This is a genomic window from Alkalihalobacillus trypoxylicola (assembly GCF_001590785.1).
In the GTDB taxonomy this organism is placed as follows: Bacteria; Bacillota; Bacilli; order Bacillales; family Bacillaceae_D; genus Alkalihalobacillus; species Alkalihalobacillus trypoxylicola.
The window spans coordinates 540,228-559,256 of the sequence record NZ_LTAO01000023.1 but is presented as its reverse complement, the minus strand read 5'-3'; the positions used below and the strand labels follow the sequence as shown (position 1 = coordinate 559,256).

The following is a 19,029-nucleotide window of genomic DNA, read 5'->3' as shown; positions in this document are numbered from 1 at the left end:
AAGGAAGTGAACGAAGACAATGGCTTTAACGACAGGAATAGTAGGTCTTCCAAACGTTGGAAAATCAACTTTATTTAATGCTATTACACAAGCAGGAGCAGAATCAGCGAACTATCCATTCTGTACAATTGATCCTAATGTAGGAATTGTAGAAGTACCAGATGAAAGATTACAAAAATTAACAGAGTTAGTCGTTCCTAAAAAAACGATTCCAACTGCCTTTGAATTTACGGATATTGCAGGAATTGTAGAAGGAGCTAGTAAGGGTGAGGGATTAGGGAACAAATTCTTATCTCACATTCGCCAAGTAGATGCAATCTCACATGTAGTTCGATGCTTTGCTGATGAGAATATTACTCATGTATCAGGCAGTGTTAATCCTATCCGTGATATAGAAGTAATCAATTTAGAATTAATCTTAGCAGACCTTGAAAGTGTAGAGAAAAGAATTACTAGAGTAGCAAAGCTTGCTAAAACAAAAGATAAAGAGGCGGTTGCTGAGCTAGAAGTACTAGAAATGCTACAACAAGCCTTTGAAGCAGAGCAGTCAGCTCGTAGCATCGATTTTTCTGAGGAACAGCTGAAGATTGTGAAACAGCTCCATTTACTAACGAGTAAGCCCGTTCTATATGTGGCTAACGTTAGTGAAGAGGATTTATTATCGGATGGAGATAATGAATATGTGCAGAAGGTAAAGGAATTTGCCACAAGCGAAAATAGTGAGGTCATTGTTGTCTGTGCAAAAATAGAATCGGAAATTGCAGAGCTAGAGGGCGATGAAAAGCAAATGTTCCTAGAGGAATTAGGAATCTCAGAATCAGGCTTAGATCAGTTGATTCGAGCTGCTTATCATTTACTTGGCCTACAAACCTATTTTACCGCTGGTGTGCAAGAAGTTAGAGCATGGACCTATCGAAAGGGTACAAAGGCTCCACAGGCAGCTGGAATTATTCATTCAGACTTTGAACGTGGATTTATTCGTGCTGAGATTGTTTCCTATGATGATTTAATCGATGCGGGTTCAATGGCAAATGCAAAAGAAAAAGGAAAGGTTCGTCTTGAAGGTAAGGATTATGTCGTTCAAGATGGAGATGTCATTCATTTCCGATTTAATGTATAAAATGAACACGTAAGTTCTTGATTAGGACAAGTGAATCTGATATACTCTAATAATGCGAGTAAAATGACTATAAGGTTGTTTTTGCTCCTTGCTCCCTAGAGGAGCCGCTTAGACCAAAAGGAGGTGTCCGGAATGCGTAAGTACGAAATCATGTACATTATCGCTCCAAACCTAGAAGAATCAGCAAACAAAGAGCTTATCGAACGCTTTAATGGTGTATTAACATCAAATGGTGCTGAAATCGAAAAGGTTGAAGAGATGGGTAAACGTCGTTTAGCATACGAAATCAACGATTATCGTGAAGGTTTCTATGTATTATTAAACGTTGCTGCTAACTCTGAAGCGATTAACGAATTTAACCGTCTTGTGAAAATCAACGACAACATTATTCGTGTCCTAGTTACAAAAGACGAACAGTAATAGATATTTTTAAAGAGGAGGGGTACGGATGCTGAATCGTGTCGTATTAGTAGGTCGCCTAACAAAAGATCCAGAATTACGTTATACACCTAACGGAGTAGCGGTTGCGAACTTTACACTTGCAGTGAACCGTGCATTTTCCAATCAACAAGGTGAAAGAGAAGCTGACTTTATTAATTGTGTTATTTGGCGTAAACAAGCTGAAAATGTAGCTAATTATTTAAAAAAAGGAAGCTTAGCTGGTGTTGATGGAAGAGTCCAAACGAGAAGCTATGATAATAATGAAGGCCGTCGTGTCTTTATTACAGAAATAGTAGCAGAGAGTGTACAATTCCTAGAGCCACGAGGGTCAAACCAAAGTGGTCAAGGACAAGGAAATCAGGATTTCTATGGTGCACCTGCGGGTAATGACTTTGCTAATCAAAGAAATCAGCAGTCAAATCGTCAATCTGGTGGATTTAATGATGATCCATTTTCTAATGATGGAAAACCTATTGATATATCAGATGATGATTTACCGTTTTAACCCAAAACCTCTATGAATAAAAACGGAAAATAGATAAAAAGAAGAAAGGAGTGCTGCAAAATGGCTCGTCGTGGTCGTCCAAAGCGCCGTAAAGTTTGTTTCTTCACAGTAAACAAAATTACGCATATCGATTACAAAGATATTGACTTATTAAAACGTTTCATCTCAGAGCGTGGTAAAATTTTACCTCGTCGTGTAACTGGAACGTCAGCTAAATATCAACGTCAATTAACTATCGCAATTAAGCGTTCTCGTCAAATCGCTTTATTACCATATGTTAATGATGTGAACTAATATTAACATCTAAGGCATGTTAGAGTGTATTCTCTAACATGCCTTTTTATTGACCTATAAGGGAGATTTGAATAGATAGTAAGGGAGTATGTCATTTTAGGTCATTGAATATTTAGAGATGAGCATAATCTGATTAATATTGATTGAAGTATTTTGGAATTTATTAGTATGTTAAAATGATTGGGTAGAGGAAAAAAGGGGTGTTTATATGAATAAATATAAAGTGATCCTGTTCGATTTAGATGGAACTCTTTCAGACCCTAAAGAAGGGATTACAAAATCTGTTCAATATGCATTGGAATATATGAATATAGTAGAGGAAGACCTTCATAAACTTGATTCCTTTATTGGACCACCCTTGCAAGAATCTTTTAAGGAATATTATGGATTTGATGAGAGGCAAACAAATAAAGCTATTGAAAGATATAGGGAGAGATTTAAGAAGGTGGGAATGTTTGAAAATGATTTATATCCAAACATTGATAAATTGTTAAGGGAGCTTGTAAAACAGGGTTTTATATTGGTTGTAGCGACTTCTAAGCCAACTGTATTTGCTAAACAAATAGTAGAGTATTTTAACATTAAACAACATTTTGACCTAATTGTAGGAAGCCAATTAGATGGAACTCGAACATCAAAGAGTGAAATTATACAATATATTATGAATAGATATGAAAAGCAACGACTTAGAGATTTTGTGATGATAGGTGATCGGAAGCATGATATGATTGGTGCCAAATTTTGTGGAATAGATTCTATTGCTGTGACCTATGGATATGGTTCATATAACGAGTTAGCAACAGAGGAACCAACATTTATGGTAGATAGCGTATTTGAATTAAAAGAGTTGTTATTAGGTACTTAAATAAGCTAACGCTGTGAATATTAGTAAGGTTTATATATATGGAGGTTTTTTGTGATTAATATAGCTGGGGATAAAGTATTATTAATGAAGGCATCCGATCGTGATGTCCATGAACTCTATTTTTGGAAATTTGAAGAGAAAAAACAAGAGGCAAAAAAGTGGAATGCTCCTTACATCCCAGAAGAGAAAGTATCGAAGGAGAAATATTTAGAAAGCTGGAGAGAGGAAGTGTTACCAGGAGTTCCGTCCTCACTAGTCATTAAATGTAATAATAAAGTAGTTGGTTATGTTAGCTGTTATTGGGTCGATCGAAATACGAACTGGCTTGAAACAGGTATTGTTATTTATGATAGTGATTACTGGAATGGAGGCTATGGCACAGAATCTTATCAATTATGGATCAACTACCTTTTCACAAATACTCATTTACATAGAATAGGGATGTCTAGTTGGTCTGGTAATAAAAGAATGCTTGCTGTTGCCAACAAAATAGGAATGAAAGAAGAAGCCAGAATAAGAGAGGCTAGAATAGTGAATGGTGAGTACTATGATGCGATTAAAATGGGGATTTTAAGAAGTGAGTGGCTAGCGTCTCAACGGTAATGAATGAGACATAGCAGAGTTCAATGACTTTTAAAGCAAGGAGCAAAATCAACGATGAATTTATTAAAGAAAGATATGATGAAACTTCAGAAAGAAGTTCAGTTTTCTGGAAGTCTTCTAGTTCAAAAAGAAGACGAGGATTGGATGAGAGAAAGCTATGGTTTTGCTAACCGTTCCGAGCAATTAAATAATCATAATTTCACCAAATATGGAATTGCTTCAGGCTGCAAATTATTTACGGCTATTGCTATTTGTCAGCTTGTACAAGAAAATAAGCTCTCCTTTACATCTTCATTAAAAGATTGCTTAAATGTTTCATTTCCTAATTTTCCTGAGAATATAACCGTTCATCATCTTTTAACGCATACATCAGGAATTCCTGATTATTTCGATGAAGAACTTATGGATGACTTCGAGGAATTATGGAAAACGTATCCTATGTATCAAATAAGAGAGTTAAAGGATTTCCTCCCTCTTTTTCAGAATAATAAAATGAAATCAAAGGTTGGAGAAAGGTTTCATTATAATAATGCAGGTTATATTCTCCTAGGATTAATTGTTGAGGAGGCTTCAGGCTTCGTTTTTTCCGAATATATTGAGCAATGTATCTTTAAAGTAGCAGGCTGTAAAGATTCTGGTTATTTTGAATTTGACCGTTTACCTCCTCATATTGCATTAGGATATATTGATACGCCTGATGGAGGATGGAAAACAAATATCTATTCTTTACCAGTTAAAGGTGGCTCAGATGGAGGAGCGTTTGTCACAGTTGATGATATGTCCAAGATTTGGAAAGCGCTATTGAATCATCAATTATTAAAGGAGGAATTCACGAACAAGCTATTGAATCCCTATATCGGAACAGGTAAAGAAAATAGCTACTATGGGTATGGAACATGGATAAATACGAAAAATTCTGAAGTTCATAAATATCATATAATGGGATATGATCCAGGAGTCAGCTTTCATTCTGCTTATTATCCGAAAGAATCGATCCTATCGACGGTTTGTTCTAATCAATCTTCCGGTGCTTTCGTCATGATGAAAGAAATTGAAAAACATATAGAGTCCCTTGCTAAAGGAAACTAATAAAATGATTAGCGAGAAGTTCTTCTATTAGAAAAATACTCATCTTCATCTTAGAAAGGAAATAGACTAAACATGAAAATCATTAAATCAATCCTATTTACGGTCACTATGCTGCTTTTTGGAGCAGCGTTTGGCTTTTTTGGAGCTAATTATCTAATCGATTCTGATTTAACCTGGTTCGATTTTGGACTTGTAATAGTGGCCTTTTTCGTATCGTTCTTATTACATCTTACTATACACGAATTTGGTCACCTCGTTTTCGGTAAGCTCAGTGGCTATAAAATGCTGTCCTTTCGTATCTTTTCCCATATGTGGGTGAAGAATAATGGCAAACTAGAATACAAGAGACTATCAATCCCCGGAACGCTAGGCCAATGCTTAATGATTCCACCAAAAAAGGTAAATGGTCATTTCCCATTTAAGCTGTATTTATTAGGTGGAGGCTTTATGAATATCATTATAGCCTTCATTGTGCTAATCATTTCCCTTATACTCGACATGACTTCTATTTATGTGATGGCTTTTGTATTAGCTGGTCTTTTAACGGCTATGGTAAATCTTATCCCTTATTCTTTCAATGATGGAAGTACATTAAGCAAGGCTAAAAAAGACCCTGAAATTCGAAATATCTTATATAATCAACTCATGGTAAATGCTGAAACATCAGTAGGAACGAAATTTATTGAGTTACCGGAGGAATGGATTCAAAAGCCAGCTTCAGTTGATTATTCGAATATCTTTCATATTTGGACGTTACTTGTTCCTTATCAGTGTGCTTTAGAAGAGAAAAACTATCAAACGGCTCAAGAGATAATCGATGATATTTGGGATAAAATTGATGCTAAAAATTTTTACAGAATGGAAGTAGCAAAAGAATGGCTGTTTATCCATTTATTTTTAGACCAAGAACGGGATAAAGTAATTGCTTTATATAATCAAAAAGATGTGAAGGCAAATTTAAAAATAAAGATGGTCTCTCATGCCCGCATCAAGGCAATGTACGCTTGGAAAATCGATCAAGATTACGACAAAGCTATGACGTTATTTAATGAGGCGCTCGAATTGCTAGCTCAGCACCCAAATAAAGCAGATTCATTATTGGAAGAGGAGATTATTGATATCTGTAAAAAGCGTCTCAAGGAAGACCGTCAGAGCACAGTAAAGGAAGCCTGATGATCGTTTACTAGATAAAAATGTAGATTCGTTATTATTCGTAGTAATTATTTCTAGATTAGTAGGGATTTTTCCTTAAACGGACGATACCATATAATAGGGTGTCGTCTTTTTTGTTCACATTAATCATTTATAATGGCTCATAAAGGCTCTTTTAAAAGGGAATATCGGGTAGAAAAAAATGATTTGGGAAACGGTTCATCTTTATGGTTTTAACTCGTGAATGTTAGGGTATGAGAGAGGGTAATGCTAAAAAAGAACTAGAAAAATTAATAGAGAAGTCGAATTTAATTTGTTTACGATTCACTATATATTGTGTTAAAATAATAGAGTAGAAACAATATATAGTTGTTTTGAATTCAAAAGTCAAGTCTTTTTTTTAAAACACTTTTATGATTATAGCTGATGAAAATGAATAAAACAACTTTCTAGGATGATCCAAAATGAACCATACATTTTTGGATCAAATTAGTGTGAACAAGAAAATATTAAATACATATATGAGATTGGTGGTCTTGAAATGTCTAAAGTTACAGTGTATACAAAAAATGGTTGTCCTCAATGTGAAATGACGAAGGTTGTCCTAAGTGGTGAAGGAATTGATTTTGAAGCATTAAACATCGAAGAGGATGAGCAAGCGTTTGATTATGTCGTCAATACACTAAATCTAAGACAAATGCCTGTTGTTGTTGCAGATGGAACTGAGCCTTTTACTGGTTTCCAACCAGATAAATTAAAAGAATTGGTGTTGAATTAAAGTGAAAATTGCTTATCTATCTTTAACAGGTAATGTTAGAGACTTTGTCGAAAAGACAGGATTAAGCTCAATTGAAATAAATTATAATGGTCCTTATGAAGAGGTAGGAGAACCGTTTGTTGTGATTGTGCCAAGCTACGATGAAATGATTACAGAAAAGGTCTCTTTGTTTGTCCAATTCGGATCAAATGAACAGAATTTACTAGGTTTTATTGGAAGTGGAAACTTAAACTTCGATCATGATTACTGCTTTAACGCAAAGGATTTGGCGAAGAATTTCCAAAAACCTTTACTATATACATTTGAATTTAGTGGTACACCTAACGATGTATATCAATTTAAGGAGGCATTGAACCAATATGCAGGCGCCGGAATTAAGTAAAAAAATAAAAGAAGATACTTATTTTACTCTGAATAATCTACTAAACCTCCCAAAGGATGGTCAAATTCAAATCGATAAAGATCGGGAAGCGGTGAAAGCATATTTTTTAGAATATGTGAATCCGAATACCGTCTTTTTTCATTCTTTAGCTGAAAAAATCGATTATTTAAAAGAGAACGATTATATTAAAGAAGAATTTTTGGCTAAATATGATTTTTCATTTGTTAAAAAACTATTTAAACAAATTTATACTAAAAAGTTCCGATTCCGCTCGTTTATGGGAGCTTATAAATTTTATTCCCAATATGCAATGAAAACAGACGACGGTCAGAGATTTTTAGAGCGTTATGAAGATCGCTTAGCATTTAATGCTCTTTCTATTGCAGATGGAAATGAAGAGCTTGCGATGGAGCTTGCCGAGGAATTAATTCATCAACGTTATCAGCCAGCAACACCTACCTTTTTAAATATAGGGAAAAAACGGGCTGGTGAAATGGTATCCTGTTTTCTTCTAACCGTTTCTGATGATATGAATTCAATTGGGCGCAGTATTAACTCTGCACTACAGTTATCTAAGCTTGGTGGAGGAGTAGGAATTAGCTTATCTAATATTCGTGCGAATAATGACCCAATAAAAGGCGTATATGGCCTTGCAGATGGTGTGGTTCCTGTCATGAAATTATTTGAAGATGCTTTCTCTTATGCAAACCAAGGAGGAGCACGAGATGGAGCCGGAGTCGTTTATTTGAATATTTTCCATCCTGATGTCGTCGATTTCCTTTCCGTTAGAAAAGAAAATGCCGATGAGAAGGTTAGGATTAAGACGCTATCACTTGGTCTTGTCGTACCAGATAAATTTTATGAGCTAACGAAGAAAAATGAATTTATGTACCTTTTTTCACCACATGATGTGGAAAAGGTGTACGGCAAACCATTTGCTTATATAGATATTACAGCTGAATATGACAGAATGGTTGATAATCCTGATATTCGTAAATCGAAAATTAAAGCAAGAGATATAGAAACGGAAATAAGCAACCTTCAAAATGAAAGTGGCTATCCTTATATTATTAATATCGATACAGTGAACCGTGAGAATCCAATACATGGACATATTATCATGTCTAATTTATGTACAGAGATTTTCCAGGTACACAAAGATTCTAATATTCACAATGACCAAACGTTTATGGAATTAGGTCACGATGTGAGCTGTAACCTAGGATCAACAAATGTCGTGAACTTAATGGAGTCACCTGACTTTGGAAAATCCGTTCGAACTATGCTACGAGCTTTAACCTATGTAACCGACCATTCAAGCATTGATGTTGTTCCGTCTGTTAAAAATGGAAACGAGATGTATCACTCAGTTGGTTTAGGTGCGATGAATTTACACGGATTTTTAGCAAAAAATCAGCTTTATTATGGTTCGCCAGAGGCACTTGAATTTACAGATGTCTATTTTAAATTATTAAACTACTGGACGCTCGTTGAGAGCAATAACATCTCCAAAGAAAGCGGAAATACATTCGCTGAATTTGAAAAATCAAAATACGCGTCTGGTGAATATTTTGATAAATATTTGGATGAAGTGGAATTTGAATTTCAGCATGAAAAAGTAAAAGAGATATTCGAGGGTATCTTTATTCCAAGAAAAGAGGATTGGGAGCAGCTAAAGCAGTCAGTAATGGAATATGGTCTTTATAATGCCTATCGACTTGCTGTAGCTCCTACAGGATCGATTTCCTATGTGAATGAAGCAACAGCCTCTATTCACCCGATTACTCAAAGAATTGAAGAAAGAACCGAAGGTAAAAGAGGGAAGGTATATTACCCGGCTCCGTTCTTATCGACAGAGACGATTCCTCACTACGAATCGGCTTATGATATTGATCAGCGAAAAATTATTGATACGTATGCTACCGCGCAAAAGCATGTCGATCAAGGAATGAGTATGACTCTATTCCTACGTTCTGAATTACCGGCTGGAATTTATGAATGGAAGGAAAATAGTGAATTTCCTACGAAAAAAACAACTAGAGATTTAAATATCTTGAGAAACTACGCATGGAAAAAGGGCATTAAGTCCGTCTATTATATCCGCACCTACACAGATGATGGAAACGAAGTAGGCGCTAATTATTGTGAATCGTGCAGTGTTTAGGAGGTTTTGATTGGTGACAAAATATGCAGCTTATGAAGCAGTCAATTGGAATAATATTGAGGATGCGATCGATAAAATCACCTATGAAAAATTAACAGAGCAATTCTGGCTATCGACCCGTATGCCTGTATCAAAGGACCGTTCAGATTGGACAAAGCTACCAGAGGAAGAGAAGCGTTTAGTAGAGAAGGTATTTGGTGGTTTAACGATGCTTGATACGCTTCAATCTGAATCTGGTATCGATGCATTAAGAAAAGATGCCAAAACTCAGCATGAGATTGCTGTCTTGAATAATATTCAATTTATGGAATCTGAGCATGCTAGAAGCTACTCCTCTATCTTTAGTACCTTAAATACGAAGAAGGAAATTGAAGAGATTTTTCGTTGGGCAAGAGAGGACGATTATTTACAAATTAAAGCACAAATAATCGATGATATTTATAGTAATGGCTCGGCTTTACAAAAAAAGGTAGCAAGTGTCTTTTTAGAATCCTTTTTATTTTATTCTGGTTTCTATACGCCACTTTATTATTTAGGAAGAGCTAAATTGATCAATGTGGCTGAGGTCATTAAATTAATTATTCGAGATGAGTCCGCACATGGTGCCTATATTGGTTATAAGTTCAAGGTAGGCTTTAATCAATTAAGTGATTCAGAAAAAGAAGAAATCAAAACTTGGACGTACTCACTACTTTATAAGCTATATGAAAATGAAGTGAAATATACAGAATCTATCTATGATAAAGTCGGATGGACAGAGGATGTGAAGGTGTTCCTTCGTTATAATGCAAATAAAGCCTTAATGAATTTAGGTCTAGCACCTCTATTCCCGGATACAGCAGATGATGTTAATCCAATCGTTATTAATGGCTTATCGACAGGGACAACCAATCATGACTTTTTCTCTACGGTTGGAAATGGCTACCTGCTTTCTGTAGTAGAGGATATGAGTGAATCAGATTACGACTATTAATACAGCAGAGCTACAGGATCTGAAGGAGCGAGTATAGTAATGACTGAGATTAAGATAAAATACTTTGAAGATGACCTTATAAAGATAGAAAAAGTTCCTCAAGGTGATTGGCTTGACTTAAGGGCGGCACAAAAAGTCGAACTCAAGCAAGGCGAGTTTAAGCTCATTCCTTTAGGAGTAGCGATGCAATTACCAAAAGGCTATGAAGGGCATGTTGTACCACGCTCAAGTACGTTCAAAAACTTTGGGATTATCCAAACGAATTCAATGGGCGTTATTGACGAATCTTATTGTGGTGATGGAGATCAATGGTTTTTTCCCGCATATGCACTAAGAGATACCGTCATTGAAAAAAATGACCGTATTTGTCAATTCCGAATCATGAAAAAGATGCCGGTTGTTGAGCTAACCGAAGTGAAGCATTTGAATAATGAAGACCGTGGTGGACACGGCTCTACTGGTACAAAATAGAGGCAAATTAAAAGAGACTGTTCTTAAGGGTTATGAAAATAACTTTTGAGATACAGTCTTTTTTTGTTTTACTAGACAATAAAAAAGTCTCACATAAGTCATAGAATAAGTCATAGAGAGAGTCATACTAGTCATAAAAAAAAAGTTTTCAACTATTATTTTTGGTTGGAAATCTTGAAAAAAGTCACATTTTGCCGTTATCAAAACCATTTGAAGAAAGTGGTGATATGATTAAGAAATAGTGGAAATAAAGCTTATTTAAACATTTTGTGATAAAGATAAAATAAGCTATTTTTAGAACATAGTTCGCAATAATTTTTTTATTATCTGTTATTTAATGAGATATTATTAGAGGAAGGAATCATGTATCATGCTACAAATAAAACGGTTTTTCATATTAGTAACTATGACTTTTTTTATCTCTATTCTGTTTTCACAGAGTGCCTTCAGTGAGAGTACAGAATACGATACTTATCTTGGACCAGAAATTGAAATCAGTAGCTTTAGCAATTGGCCAGAGGGGTTTTCTAATAGTTCTGCTTACTTTGGAGAAGCTGTACTTGATAATCGAAGTCAGATTTGGATGATTCCACAGGAAACGAATCAGGTTGTTAAGTTGAATACGGTGACAGGGGAAATGACGGGTTATGATAATTGGCCAGATGGATTCGTAAAATCAAATGGTGCTTTTAGCGGAGGGGTGTTTGATGATGAATCAATCTGGATGATTCCATCACTTGCTGATCAAGTAGTGAAAATGGATATTGAGACAGAAGAGATGACAAGCTACGATTGGCCTGCAGGCTTTTTTAACTCTAGTGAAGGGGAAAGTAAGCCATACTTTAATAAAGGTGTATTTGACGGTGAGTATGTATGGTTGGCCCCTTCTAGGGCAAATAAGGTGGTTAAGATTGACCCAAAATCAGGTGCAATGACAGGATATGATAATTGGCCAGATGGTTTTACAAAAGAACAGTATGCTTTTAATGGAGCCGTACATGATGGAAAACATATATGGTTAATTCCTTCTCTGGCCGACCAAGTAATAAAGCTGGATCCTGAAACAGGTGAGATGACAGGATATAATAACTGGCCAGATGGTTTTAGTAAAAGTGGATACTCCTTTGCAAAGGGACTATTCGATGGTGAATACATCTGGATGCTTCCTAGTAGTGGAGCAAATATGATTATTAAGCTGGATCCAAATACAGGTGAGATGATAGGCTACAATGATTGGCCGAGCGGTCATAATTATGATGAGAATCCAAACCTGTCTCTTGGAGCTTACGACGGACGCTATATTTGGACAAAGTATGGAAGTAATCGATTTTATAGAATTGACACCCATACTGGAGAGATGGAAGATTTTGATAAGCCAAATAATTATAACGGCAGGTATTCGGCCGTCTTTGATGGCTTAAATATATGGATGATTCCTTTTGGTACAGTGAGTGGAACTACTGCCGAGGTTTTTCGTTTATCCAGTGTACCCATTATGCATCCAGCTCATATAGAAAATGGTGAGGTTTCTTTATCTTGGACTCCAGTCAATGGAGCTATAGAATACTCGATATATGAAAGTGAAGTTCACGAAGCCGAAGGAACTGAAATTGCAACCGTTTCAGACTCATTCTATATAGTGACAGATTTACCAACACATGTTTCTTATTACTACAAAGTCAAAGCTATCTACCCGAATAGAGTTAGTGGTTCATCTAATGAAGTTGAAGCAATAGTTCTTCCTTATAACACGAGCCTGAGTAGTTTAAATATATTAGAAGGAGAGCTGAGCCCACAGTTTGACCAAGATATTTATGAATATAGTGCAAGTGTTGCTTATGAAATGAACGAAATAACCGTGACAGCGAGCACCGTCGATCCTGATAGTACGATGACGGTAAATGGAGTTACTGCTGATGAAGTAGATTCGATCCCACTTACGGTAGGAGAGAATGAGATCGAAATCGAAGTAATCGCCCCAGCCGGGAACCAGCAGACCTATACAGTACTCGTAACTCGAGCGGCGAGTCCTGAAGCGAGGTTAAGTTCGATAACTTTATCAGAAGGAGAGCTCAGTCCTAAGTTCGATTGGGATATCTATCAATATAGAGCAGATGTTGACCATGAAGTGGAAGAAGTAACGTTGACAGCGAGCACCGTAAATCCTGATAGCTCGATGACAGTAAATGGAGTTAATGCTGCTGAAGTAGGTTTGATTCCACTTACGGTAGGAGAGAATGTGATCGAGATCGAAGTAACGGCACCGGCTGGAAACCAGCAGACGTATATAGTAATCATAACTCGAGCGGCGAGTTCTGAAGCAAGCCTAAGTTCATTAACCCTATCAGAAGGAGAGCTGAGCCCACAGTTTGACCAAGATATTTATGAATATAGTGCAAGTGTTGCTTATGAAATGGACGAAATAACGGTGACAGCGAGCACCGTCGATCCTGATAGCTCGATGACGGTAAATGGAGTTAATGCTGAAGAAGTAGGTTCGATCCCACTTACGGTAGGAGAGAATGAGATCGAAATCGAAGTGACCGCCCCAGCCGGGAATGAGCAGACCTATACAGTACTCGTAACTCGAGCGGCGAGTCCTGAAGCGAGACTAAGCTCGTTCTCTCTCTCAGAAGGAGAGCTCAGCCCTGACTTCGAACAAGATATTTATGAATATAGTGCAAGTGTTGCTTATGAAATGAACGAAATAACCGTGACAGCGAGCACCGTCGATCCTGATAGCACGATGAGTATAAATGGAGTTACTGCTGATGAAGTAGATTCGATCCCACTCACAGTGGGCGAGAATGTAATCGAGATCGAAGTAACGGCACCGGCTGGAAACCAGCAGACGTATACGGTGAGCATAACTCGAGCGGCAAGTCCTGAAGCGAGGTTAAGTTCGATAACTTTATCAGAAGGAGAGCTCAGTCCTGAGTTCGATTGGGATATCTATCAATATAGAGCAGATGTTGACCATGAAGTGGAAGAAATAATGGTAACATCCGCAGCTGTTTATTCTGATAGCACAATGAGCATTAACGGAGTCGAGAGCGATGGAGAAAATGTCTCAACCCCACTCTCTGTCGGAGAGAATGTAATCGAAATCGAAGTAACTGCACCAGCGGGGAATCAGCAGACGTATACAGTGATAGTGAATCGAGCGGCAAGTGCGGAAGCGAGCCTAAGTTCATTAACTTTCTCAGAAGGAGAGCTCAGTCCTGAGTTCGATCAAGATATCTATCAATATAGAGCAAGTGTAGCCTATGAAATTGACGAAATAACGGTGACAGCGACCACCGTAGATCCTGATAGTACGATGACGGTAAATGGAGTTAATGCTGGTGAAGTAGGTTTGATTCCACTTACGGTAGGAGAAAATGTGATAGAGATCGAAGTAACGGCACCGGCTGGAAACGAGCAGACGTATACGGTGATAGTGAATCGGGCAGTAAAAGAGGGAAGTGCTCCTAGAGCCCCAGTGTTAAAAGTAGAAGAAATCTTTGAAACTTCGATTCAATTCGCATGGACTGAGGTAGAACATGCTGAGATTTATCAATTAAGCCGTGATGGAGAAATCGTTTATGTGGGTGAACATACTACTTTTGTAGATAAAGAATTAATCGCTAATACGGAATATACTTATACCATTGTCGCAAGAAATACTTTCGGATCAAGTACTGAGTATTCACTAACCATCTTTACATCAGAAAAAGAACAACCGGTAGAGAATGACCAAAAAGATGAGGAAGAATTTGAAGAAGAGCAGCAAATAACAGAGCCTTCTAAACCAATAAAAGAAGATAACGGGAAAGAAGATAAAAAGGATGAAGAGAACATGGAAGATGAAAAAAATAAGCTTCCATTTACAGCTTCATCGTCTTATCACTATTTGCTCTTAGGTGTGTTTACAATCGCATTAGGAATATGGTTGTTTATTATTTATAGAAGATATCATGCAAAATCTAATGAGTGATTGTGAGTCAGGAGCTTTGTAATAAAATAGAGGAAAACCTTAAGTTCATTTTTAGAGCTTAAGGTTTTTTGGTTTATTATTATTTTTTCAAGCAACCTAGTGTCTTATATAACGTACAATGTAAAATAAGGAAAATTTTTAAATGGGAGGTTCTCCTTATTACATGAGTCCATTTCATAATTGCTCTATAAGTGAATAAAACCGAACATTTAAAAAGGTTTTGAATGTGTTTGCGAATTCATTTGTTGATTGTAACGGCAGGTAGTGACTCCCAAAGGATGAGCGCCGTTTGAAGATCCACTCTGACGAAGCTCTGCGTAGTCAGAGTTAGCTGAAAACAAGCCCTTTGGAAAGCATCTACCTAAAGTGGAAATCAAAAACTTAATCGTTCGGTTTTCATTAAAAGAAAGGAATGATGAAATGGGTAACAGGCATTTTCTTAATCATTGTTGGCTTAGGGATTATTTTAATTTCAATTTTGACTCATATAATCGGAGTAAACAAAATCGTCTGGCTAGTATTTTTAACACCTGTCTTTACCATTGCAATTGTTTATAGAATCAATCTTCTTACGAAATTATAGTCATGGTCAAAATAGAAAGACCTTCAAAAAATCGATTAAAATCAAAAGGAAATTCTCACCGAATCGTGGAATTTACAAAAGGATTTTATAAAAAATAAAACCCCTCTGTGCTTCCTACCATTCTTCCATTTTTGCAACGGTTTCTAATACTTCATCTGGTGTCAATGAATCAGAATAGACATTGATTACATGGGACCCCACTTGATAATATACCTCTGTGACTGTGCCTTCTTCGTGATCTTGATTTATAAAAACCGTCCCTAATTCTTCTGGTGCTGGGAGTACAATTTCCTGGAGTAATTCGACCATTTCTTTTGCAACAGGTTCAGCCTCTTTAATTTGGTCACCATTAGCAACAGAACGTAATTCCCAGTTACCAATACTCCATCTAATGCCAGCGTGTCCAGTTCCTGCTTGGATTTGTCCCGGAATGTTATAGCCTAAATTGATTTCCTCAGACTCTCCTTGAAATGTTAAATAGCCATCCAGCTCAGACTGTATATACTCTATAGCTTCTTCCTTGCTCTCATATTCAGCCACACCAAAGAGTATAAAAGAATCTTGCTCTCCCAATTCTTCATTATTAATAGGAATAGGTTCATTTAATGCGTATAACTCCACTTCATACGAATCGTTAGATGTATTTGTTTTTGCTGAGAGATGATTTCCTTCAGGTATTTCCATTGTAGCTGGTGCCCATATAGGCAAACTTGTATTTATTTGGCTTACCGTTTCCTCTAGAACTTCTTCAGTTGTTAAAGATGGATTACCTTCTTTACTCTCTTCTATCTCTTCAGATTGACTTTGTGCGCTCGTAATCTCTGATTCATCAACAGGTCTTTCAGTTTCAGCTGCATTATCCTCTGTTGAACTATTACAAGCTACTAAAAAAGATATAGCTAGTATCAACGATAAAGAAAGTAACTTCTGTTTTTTTATCATATGTTCTCTCCTAAATGTTTGATTAAGTCATAACTTACTTTTATTTCTTGTTTTTAATGGAGGTATAAGCAAACATGATTAGTGAAAAGGCAACAACGGCTATTAAGAAATAAATGAACATATCAATCGTAATCTGACTCATCAGTATTCCTCCTACATTCATTCTATATAATAGTAAATACCTTTATTTGTAAAAATTAAACGTACATCAACGATTTTCCTTTACCCGTACAACCCCAGTTGAATGTAATGACAAATGTAACTAGGAGACACCTTTAGAAATTGGCATACTAAAATCAACAAATGAAAAACAAAGGGTGATTTGTTTATGACCATTGCTTCTATGAAAGGCGTTCTTAAAAGGTATGGAAATCAGCTCGTATTAGATTATATTGATTTAGATATACAGCAAGGAGAAATTATTGGCTTACTGGGCCCGAACGGAGCAGGTAAGACAACCTTGATAAAAAGCTTAACAGGAATGGAGAAAATTGATCGCGGGACGATTGCTCTTTTTGAGGATGAAAAAAATCCGTTTCAAAATAAAAACAAGGAAAGAATCGGCCTCGTTACACAGGAGATTACGATTTTACCAGAACTAACAGCAAAGGAAAATTTGAAATTTTTTGCAGGTGTTTATGGAATAAAAGGAGCTTTGCGGAAACAAAGAGTAGAGGAGGCCTTGAGCTTTGTTGGTTTAACTGAGCATGCCAATAAGCTACCGACAAAATTCTCTGGAGGAATGCAAAGGCGTTTAAATATTGCTTGTGCACTCACTCATCGTCCCGATTTTCTTATTATGGATGAACCTACAGTTGGTATCGACCCACAATCACGTAACCATATTTTAGAGGCGGTCAAAGAATTACAAAGGCGAGGAACGACGATTTTGTATACGACTCATTATATGGAAGAGGTTCAGGCAATTGCTTCAAGAGTGGTAATCGTAGACCAAGGTCAAATCATTACCGAAGGGACTGTAAAGGATTTAATCAAAAACATTCAGCATGAAGAAAAAATGAAAATTGAAGTCACGAATATAGAGCAGGTTCCTATTCTGGTCATCCAAGATTTGGCTGGAGTGAAGAGTGTAACGACTGATGGAAATGAAATGACGATTATTGCAACAGCAGGCTCAGGACATTTCGACCGTATTTTATCCATCATTAAGGAGCACTCAGCGATATTAGCTATCCAGGCAGATAAGCCCAATTTAGAGGATGTTTTCTTAACACTGACTGGTAAAAAGCTTAGAGATGGAGGCGAGCAGTAATGCGTGTCTTATCCACTGTACCTTTTACTATTTTGAGATTGCTACGAGACTATATTTCTTTAATTTTATTATTAATCGTACCACTACTTTTAATAACCGTATTTTCTTTTATTTTTGGTAATACTACAACCGAAAATGGTGGTCTTATTATTGATGAGCAGGCTGTGATTTTAACACTCGCTTTTCAATTATTTGGTGGGGCAATTGTTATGTCCTATATTCATTATGATTTGTTTTCAGAACGAAAAGCGAGGATGCAGGTTATTCCATTTAATCGTTCGCTTTATGCTTTTTCTTTGTCTCTGTGTGGAACGGCTTATTCCATTTTGCTTGGTACGATACTCATTATCTATAGTGATTTAGTTTTAGGCGTACACTGGGGAAGCTGGCTTTGGTCGGTTTTTGTAGTAGCTTTGATGGCACTTCTATCAAGTATTGTTTGCTTAATTTTCATGTTTTCAGTCAACAACATTAAAGTGGCAGAGAGGTTGAGTGAAGTCTATGGGGTAGGGTTTATTATTTTAGCAGGGCTATTTTTCCCGATGCCAGATCAGCCGATTTTTACCTTTATTAACGATTATGTTAATCCATTATCTCTATCAGTAGCGGCAATTGAACAGGTTCGTAATGGTGATATTCAGGGCGCATGGTTTCCAGTCAGTATCTTATTTGGAGCGATTGTAGCCACCTTTATCATCATGTATTTTTTAGGAAGGAGAAGGTTTCATTGATTTTATTTCAATATGCGCTCAAAAGGAGCTTAGCTAACAAAGTAAATCTTATCTTTCTGCTGCTTCTGCCTATCCTATGTCTGTTCATGCCAGCTGCAGATTATTGGCCCTTGTTGCCCTTTGGATATCAATATTTTGGAATCTTCCTGATGTTTGTGAGCATTCGTTTAACAAGTATCATACTAGAGGATCGTTCACGCGGTGTCGTCAAAAGGCTAGCCGTAGCGCCTATCACACATTTACAATATTTATCGCAAAATCTGTTAGCTTATTTTGTGCTGATGATCGTGCAGTGTGTGGTTATCGTTTACGGTGGACTTTTATACGGACAGGAGCTTTTTAAACCACATCTCTTATTGGTCCTTTTTCTATCGTTTAGTCTTACATCCCTTGCGTTCGCATTATTTTGGATTTCGTTTTATCGAAGCAAGGAGACATCTTTTCTTATATTTATTTCCTTAATTAGTTTAATAGCGCTACTTGGAGGGATTCTCGTACCGCTAGATATGATGCCAGAGCTATTACAAAACATCGCTATTATTTTTCCAACCTATTGGTTATCAGAGGGTTTGACATGGATTGCAATCGGCGAGGAGCTTATGGAATTTCTCCTTATAAATGGTATGCTATGGTTATATGCGCTAATCTTTTTAATAGTAGGAAGTATAAAAAGAATTCATTAGAAAT

Annotated in this window: 19 protein-coding genes; 18 read left to right on the top strand and 1 reads right to left on the bottom strand. The window is 36.6% G+C overall.

The window, feature by feature from the left end:
- Nucleotides 1-19 precede the first annotated feature (19 nt).
- From ychF to AZF04_RS21250, 15 genes are all read left to right on the top strand, one after another.
- Nucleotides 20-1,120 (top strand): redox-regulated ATPase YchF, encoded by a 1,101-nt coding sequence (gene ychF / locus AZF04_RS15060; protein WP_061949440.1) that lies wholly within the window; start codon nucleotides 20-22, stop codon nucleotides 1,118-1,120.
- Between the two features lie 132 nt (nucleotides 1,121-1,252).
- Nucleotides 1,253-1,540 (top strand): 30S ribosomal protein S6, encoded by a 288-nt coding sequence (rpsF, locus tag AZF04_RS15055; RefSeq protein WP_045487214.1) that lies wholly within the window; start codon nucleotides 1,253-1,255, stop codon nucleotides 1,538-1,540.
- Between the two features lie 28 nt (nucleotides 1,541-1,568).
- Nucleotides 1,569-2,066: a single-stranded DNA-binding protein gene (gene ssb, locus AZF04_RS15050; RefSeq protein ID WP_061949439.1), complete on the top strand. Its 498-nt coding sequence runs from the start codon at nucleotides 1,569-1,571 to the stop codon at nucleotides 2,064-2,066.
- Between the two features lie 60 nt (nucleotides 2,067-2,126).
- Nucleotides 2,127-2,360, top strand: a complete 234-nt coding sequence (gene rpsR, locus AZF04_RS15045) for a 30S ribosomal protein S18 (protein ID WP_045487220.1) — start codon at nucleotides 2,127-2,129, stop codon at nucleotides 2,358-2,360.
- Nucleotides 2,361-2,568: 208 nt separating this feature from the next.
- Nucleotides 2,569-3,225 carry an HAD family hydrolase gene (locus tag AZF04_RS15040; protein WP_061949438.1) on the top strand — a complete coding sequence of 219 codons (657 nt, stop codon included), beginning with the start codon at nucleotides 2,569-2,571 and terminating at the stop codon, nucleotides 3,223-3,225.
- A 51-nt stretch (nucleotides 3,226-3,276) separates the two neighbouring features.
- Nucleotides 3,277-3,828, top strand: a complete 552-nt coding sequence (locus AZF04_RS15035) for a GNAT family N-acetyltransferase (protein WP_061949437.1) — start codon at nucleotides 3,277-3,279, stop codon at nucleotides 3,826-3,828.
- 54 nt (nucleotides 3,829-3,882) lie between these two features.
- Nucleotides 3,883-4,917: a serine hydrolase domain-containing protein gene (locus tag AZF04_RS15030; RefSeq protein ID WP_061949436.1), complete on the top strand. Its 1,035-nt coding sequence runs from the start codon at nucleotides 3,883-3,885 to the stop codon at nucleotides 4,915-4,917.
- Between the two features lie 72 nt (nucleotides 4,918-4,989).
- Entirely contained in the window at nucleotides 4,990-6,090 is a 1,101-nt protein-coding gene (locus tag AZF04_RS15025; RefSeq protein ID WP_061949435.1) for a zinc metalloprotease, read from the top strand.
- 520 nt (nucleotides 6,091-6,610) lie between these two features.
- On the top strand, nucleotides 6,611-6,847 hold the full coding sequence (locus tag AZF04_RS15020) for a glutaredoxin domain-containing protein (RefSeq protein WP_045487230.1): 237 nt from the start codon (nucleotides 6,611-6,613) through the stop codon (nucleotides 6,845-6,847).
- Nucleotide 6,848: 1 nt separating this feature from the next.
- Nucleotides 6,849-7,229 (top strand): class Ib ribonucleoside-diphosphate reductase assembly flavoprotein NrdI, encoded by a 381-nt coding sequence (gene nrdI, locus AZF04_RS15015; protein ID WP_061949434.1) that lies wholly within the window; start codon nucleotides 6,849-6,851, stop codon nucleotides 7,227-7,229.
- On the top strand, nucleotides 7,207-9,393 hold the full coding sequence (nrdE, locus tag AZF04_RS15010) for a class 1b ribonucleoside-diphosphate reductase subunit alpha (protein ID WP_045487235.1): 2,187 nt from the start codon (nucleotides 7,207-7,209) through the stop codon (nucleotides 9,391-9,393). Before nrdI ends, nrdE begins: the two co-directional genes overlap by 23 nt.
- A 13-nt stretch (nucleotides 9,394-9,406) precedes the next feature.
- The gene (gene nrdF, locus AZF04_RS15005) at nucleotides 9,407-10,366 is read left to right on the top strand and encodes a class 1b ribonucleoside-diphosphate reductase subunit beta (RefSeq protein WP_061949433.1); all 960 of its coding nucleotides are present in this window, start codon (nucleotides 9,407-9,409) and stop codon (nucleotides 10,364-10,366) included.
- Nucleotides 10,367-10,405: 39 nt separating this feature from the next.
- Nucleotides 10,406-10,837 (top strand): dUTP diphosphatase, encoded by a 432-nt coding sequence (locus AZF04_RS15000; RefSeq protein ID WP_061949432.1) that lies wholly within the window; start codon nucleotides 10,406-10,408, stop codon nucleotides 10,835-10,837.
- Nucleotides 10,838-11,207: 370 nt separating this feature from the next.
- Nucleotides 11,208-14,813, top strand: coding sequence for a cadherin-like beta sandwich domain-containing protein (locus tag AZF04_RS14995; RefSeq protein WP_061949431.1), 3,606 nt, complete (start codon nucleotides 11,208-11,210; stop codon nucleotides 14,811-14,813).
- Nucleotides 14,814-15,225: 412 nt separating this feature from the next.
- The gene (locus AZF04_RS21250; RefSeq protein WP_156479533.1) at nucleotides 15,226-15,396 is read left to right on the top strand and encodes a hypothetical protein; all 171 of its coding nucleotides are present in this window, start codon (nucleotides 15,226-15,228) and stop codon (nucleotides 15,394-15,396) included.
- A 114-nt stretch (nucleotides 15,397-15,510) separates the two neighbouring features.
- Here the strand turns inward: AZF04_RS21250 and AZF04_RS14990 are convergent, their stop codons facing one another.
- Nucleotides 15,511-16,338: a hypothetical protein gene (locus AZF04_RS14990; protein ID WP_061949430.1), complete on the bottom strand. Its 828-nt coding sequence runs from the start codon at nucleotides 16,336-16,338 to the stop codon at nucleotides 15,511-15,513.
- A gap of 328 nt (nucleotides 16,339-16,666) precedes the next feature.
- On the opposite strand from AZF04_RS14990, the gene AZF04_RS14985 reads away from it, so the two are divergent.
- The 3 genes from AZF04_RS14985 to AZF04_RS14975 are packed head-to-tail and all read left to right on the top strand — an operon-like array spanning nucleotide 16,667 to nucleotide 19,025.
- On the top strand, nucleotides 16,667-17,611 hold the full coding sequence (locus AZF04_RS14985) for an ABC transporter ATP-binding protein (protein WP_061949429.1): 945 nt from the start codon (nucleotides 16,667-16,669) through the stop codon (nucleotides 17,609-17,611).
- Complete coding sequence (locus tag AZF04_RS14980; RefSeq protein WP_061949428.1) at nucleotides 17,611-18,342, top strand: ABC transporter permease; 732 nt, start codon at nucleotides 17,611-17,613, stop codon at nucleotides 18,340-18,342. The genes AZF04_RS14985 and AZF04_RS14980 overlap by 1 nt, the downstream gene beginning before the upstream one ends.
- Nucleotides 18,339-19,025 (top strand): ABC transporter permease, encoded by a 687-nt coding sequence (locus tag AZF04_RS14975; RefSeq protein WP_061949427.1) that lies wholly within the window; start codon nucleotides 18,339-18,341, stop codon nucleotides 19,023-19,025. Before AZF04_RS14980 ends, AZF04_RS14975 begins: the two co-directional genes overlap by 4 nt.
- Nucleotides 19,026-19,029: the final 4 nt, after the last annotated feature.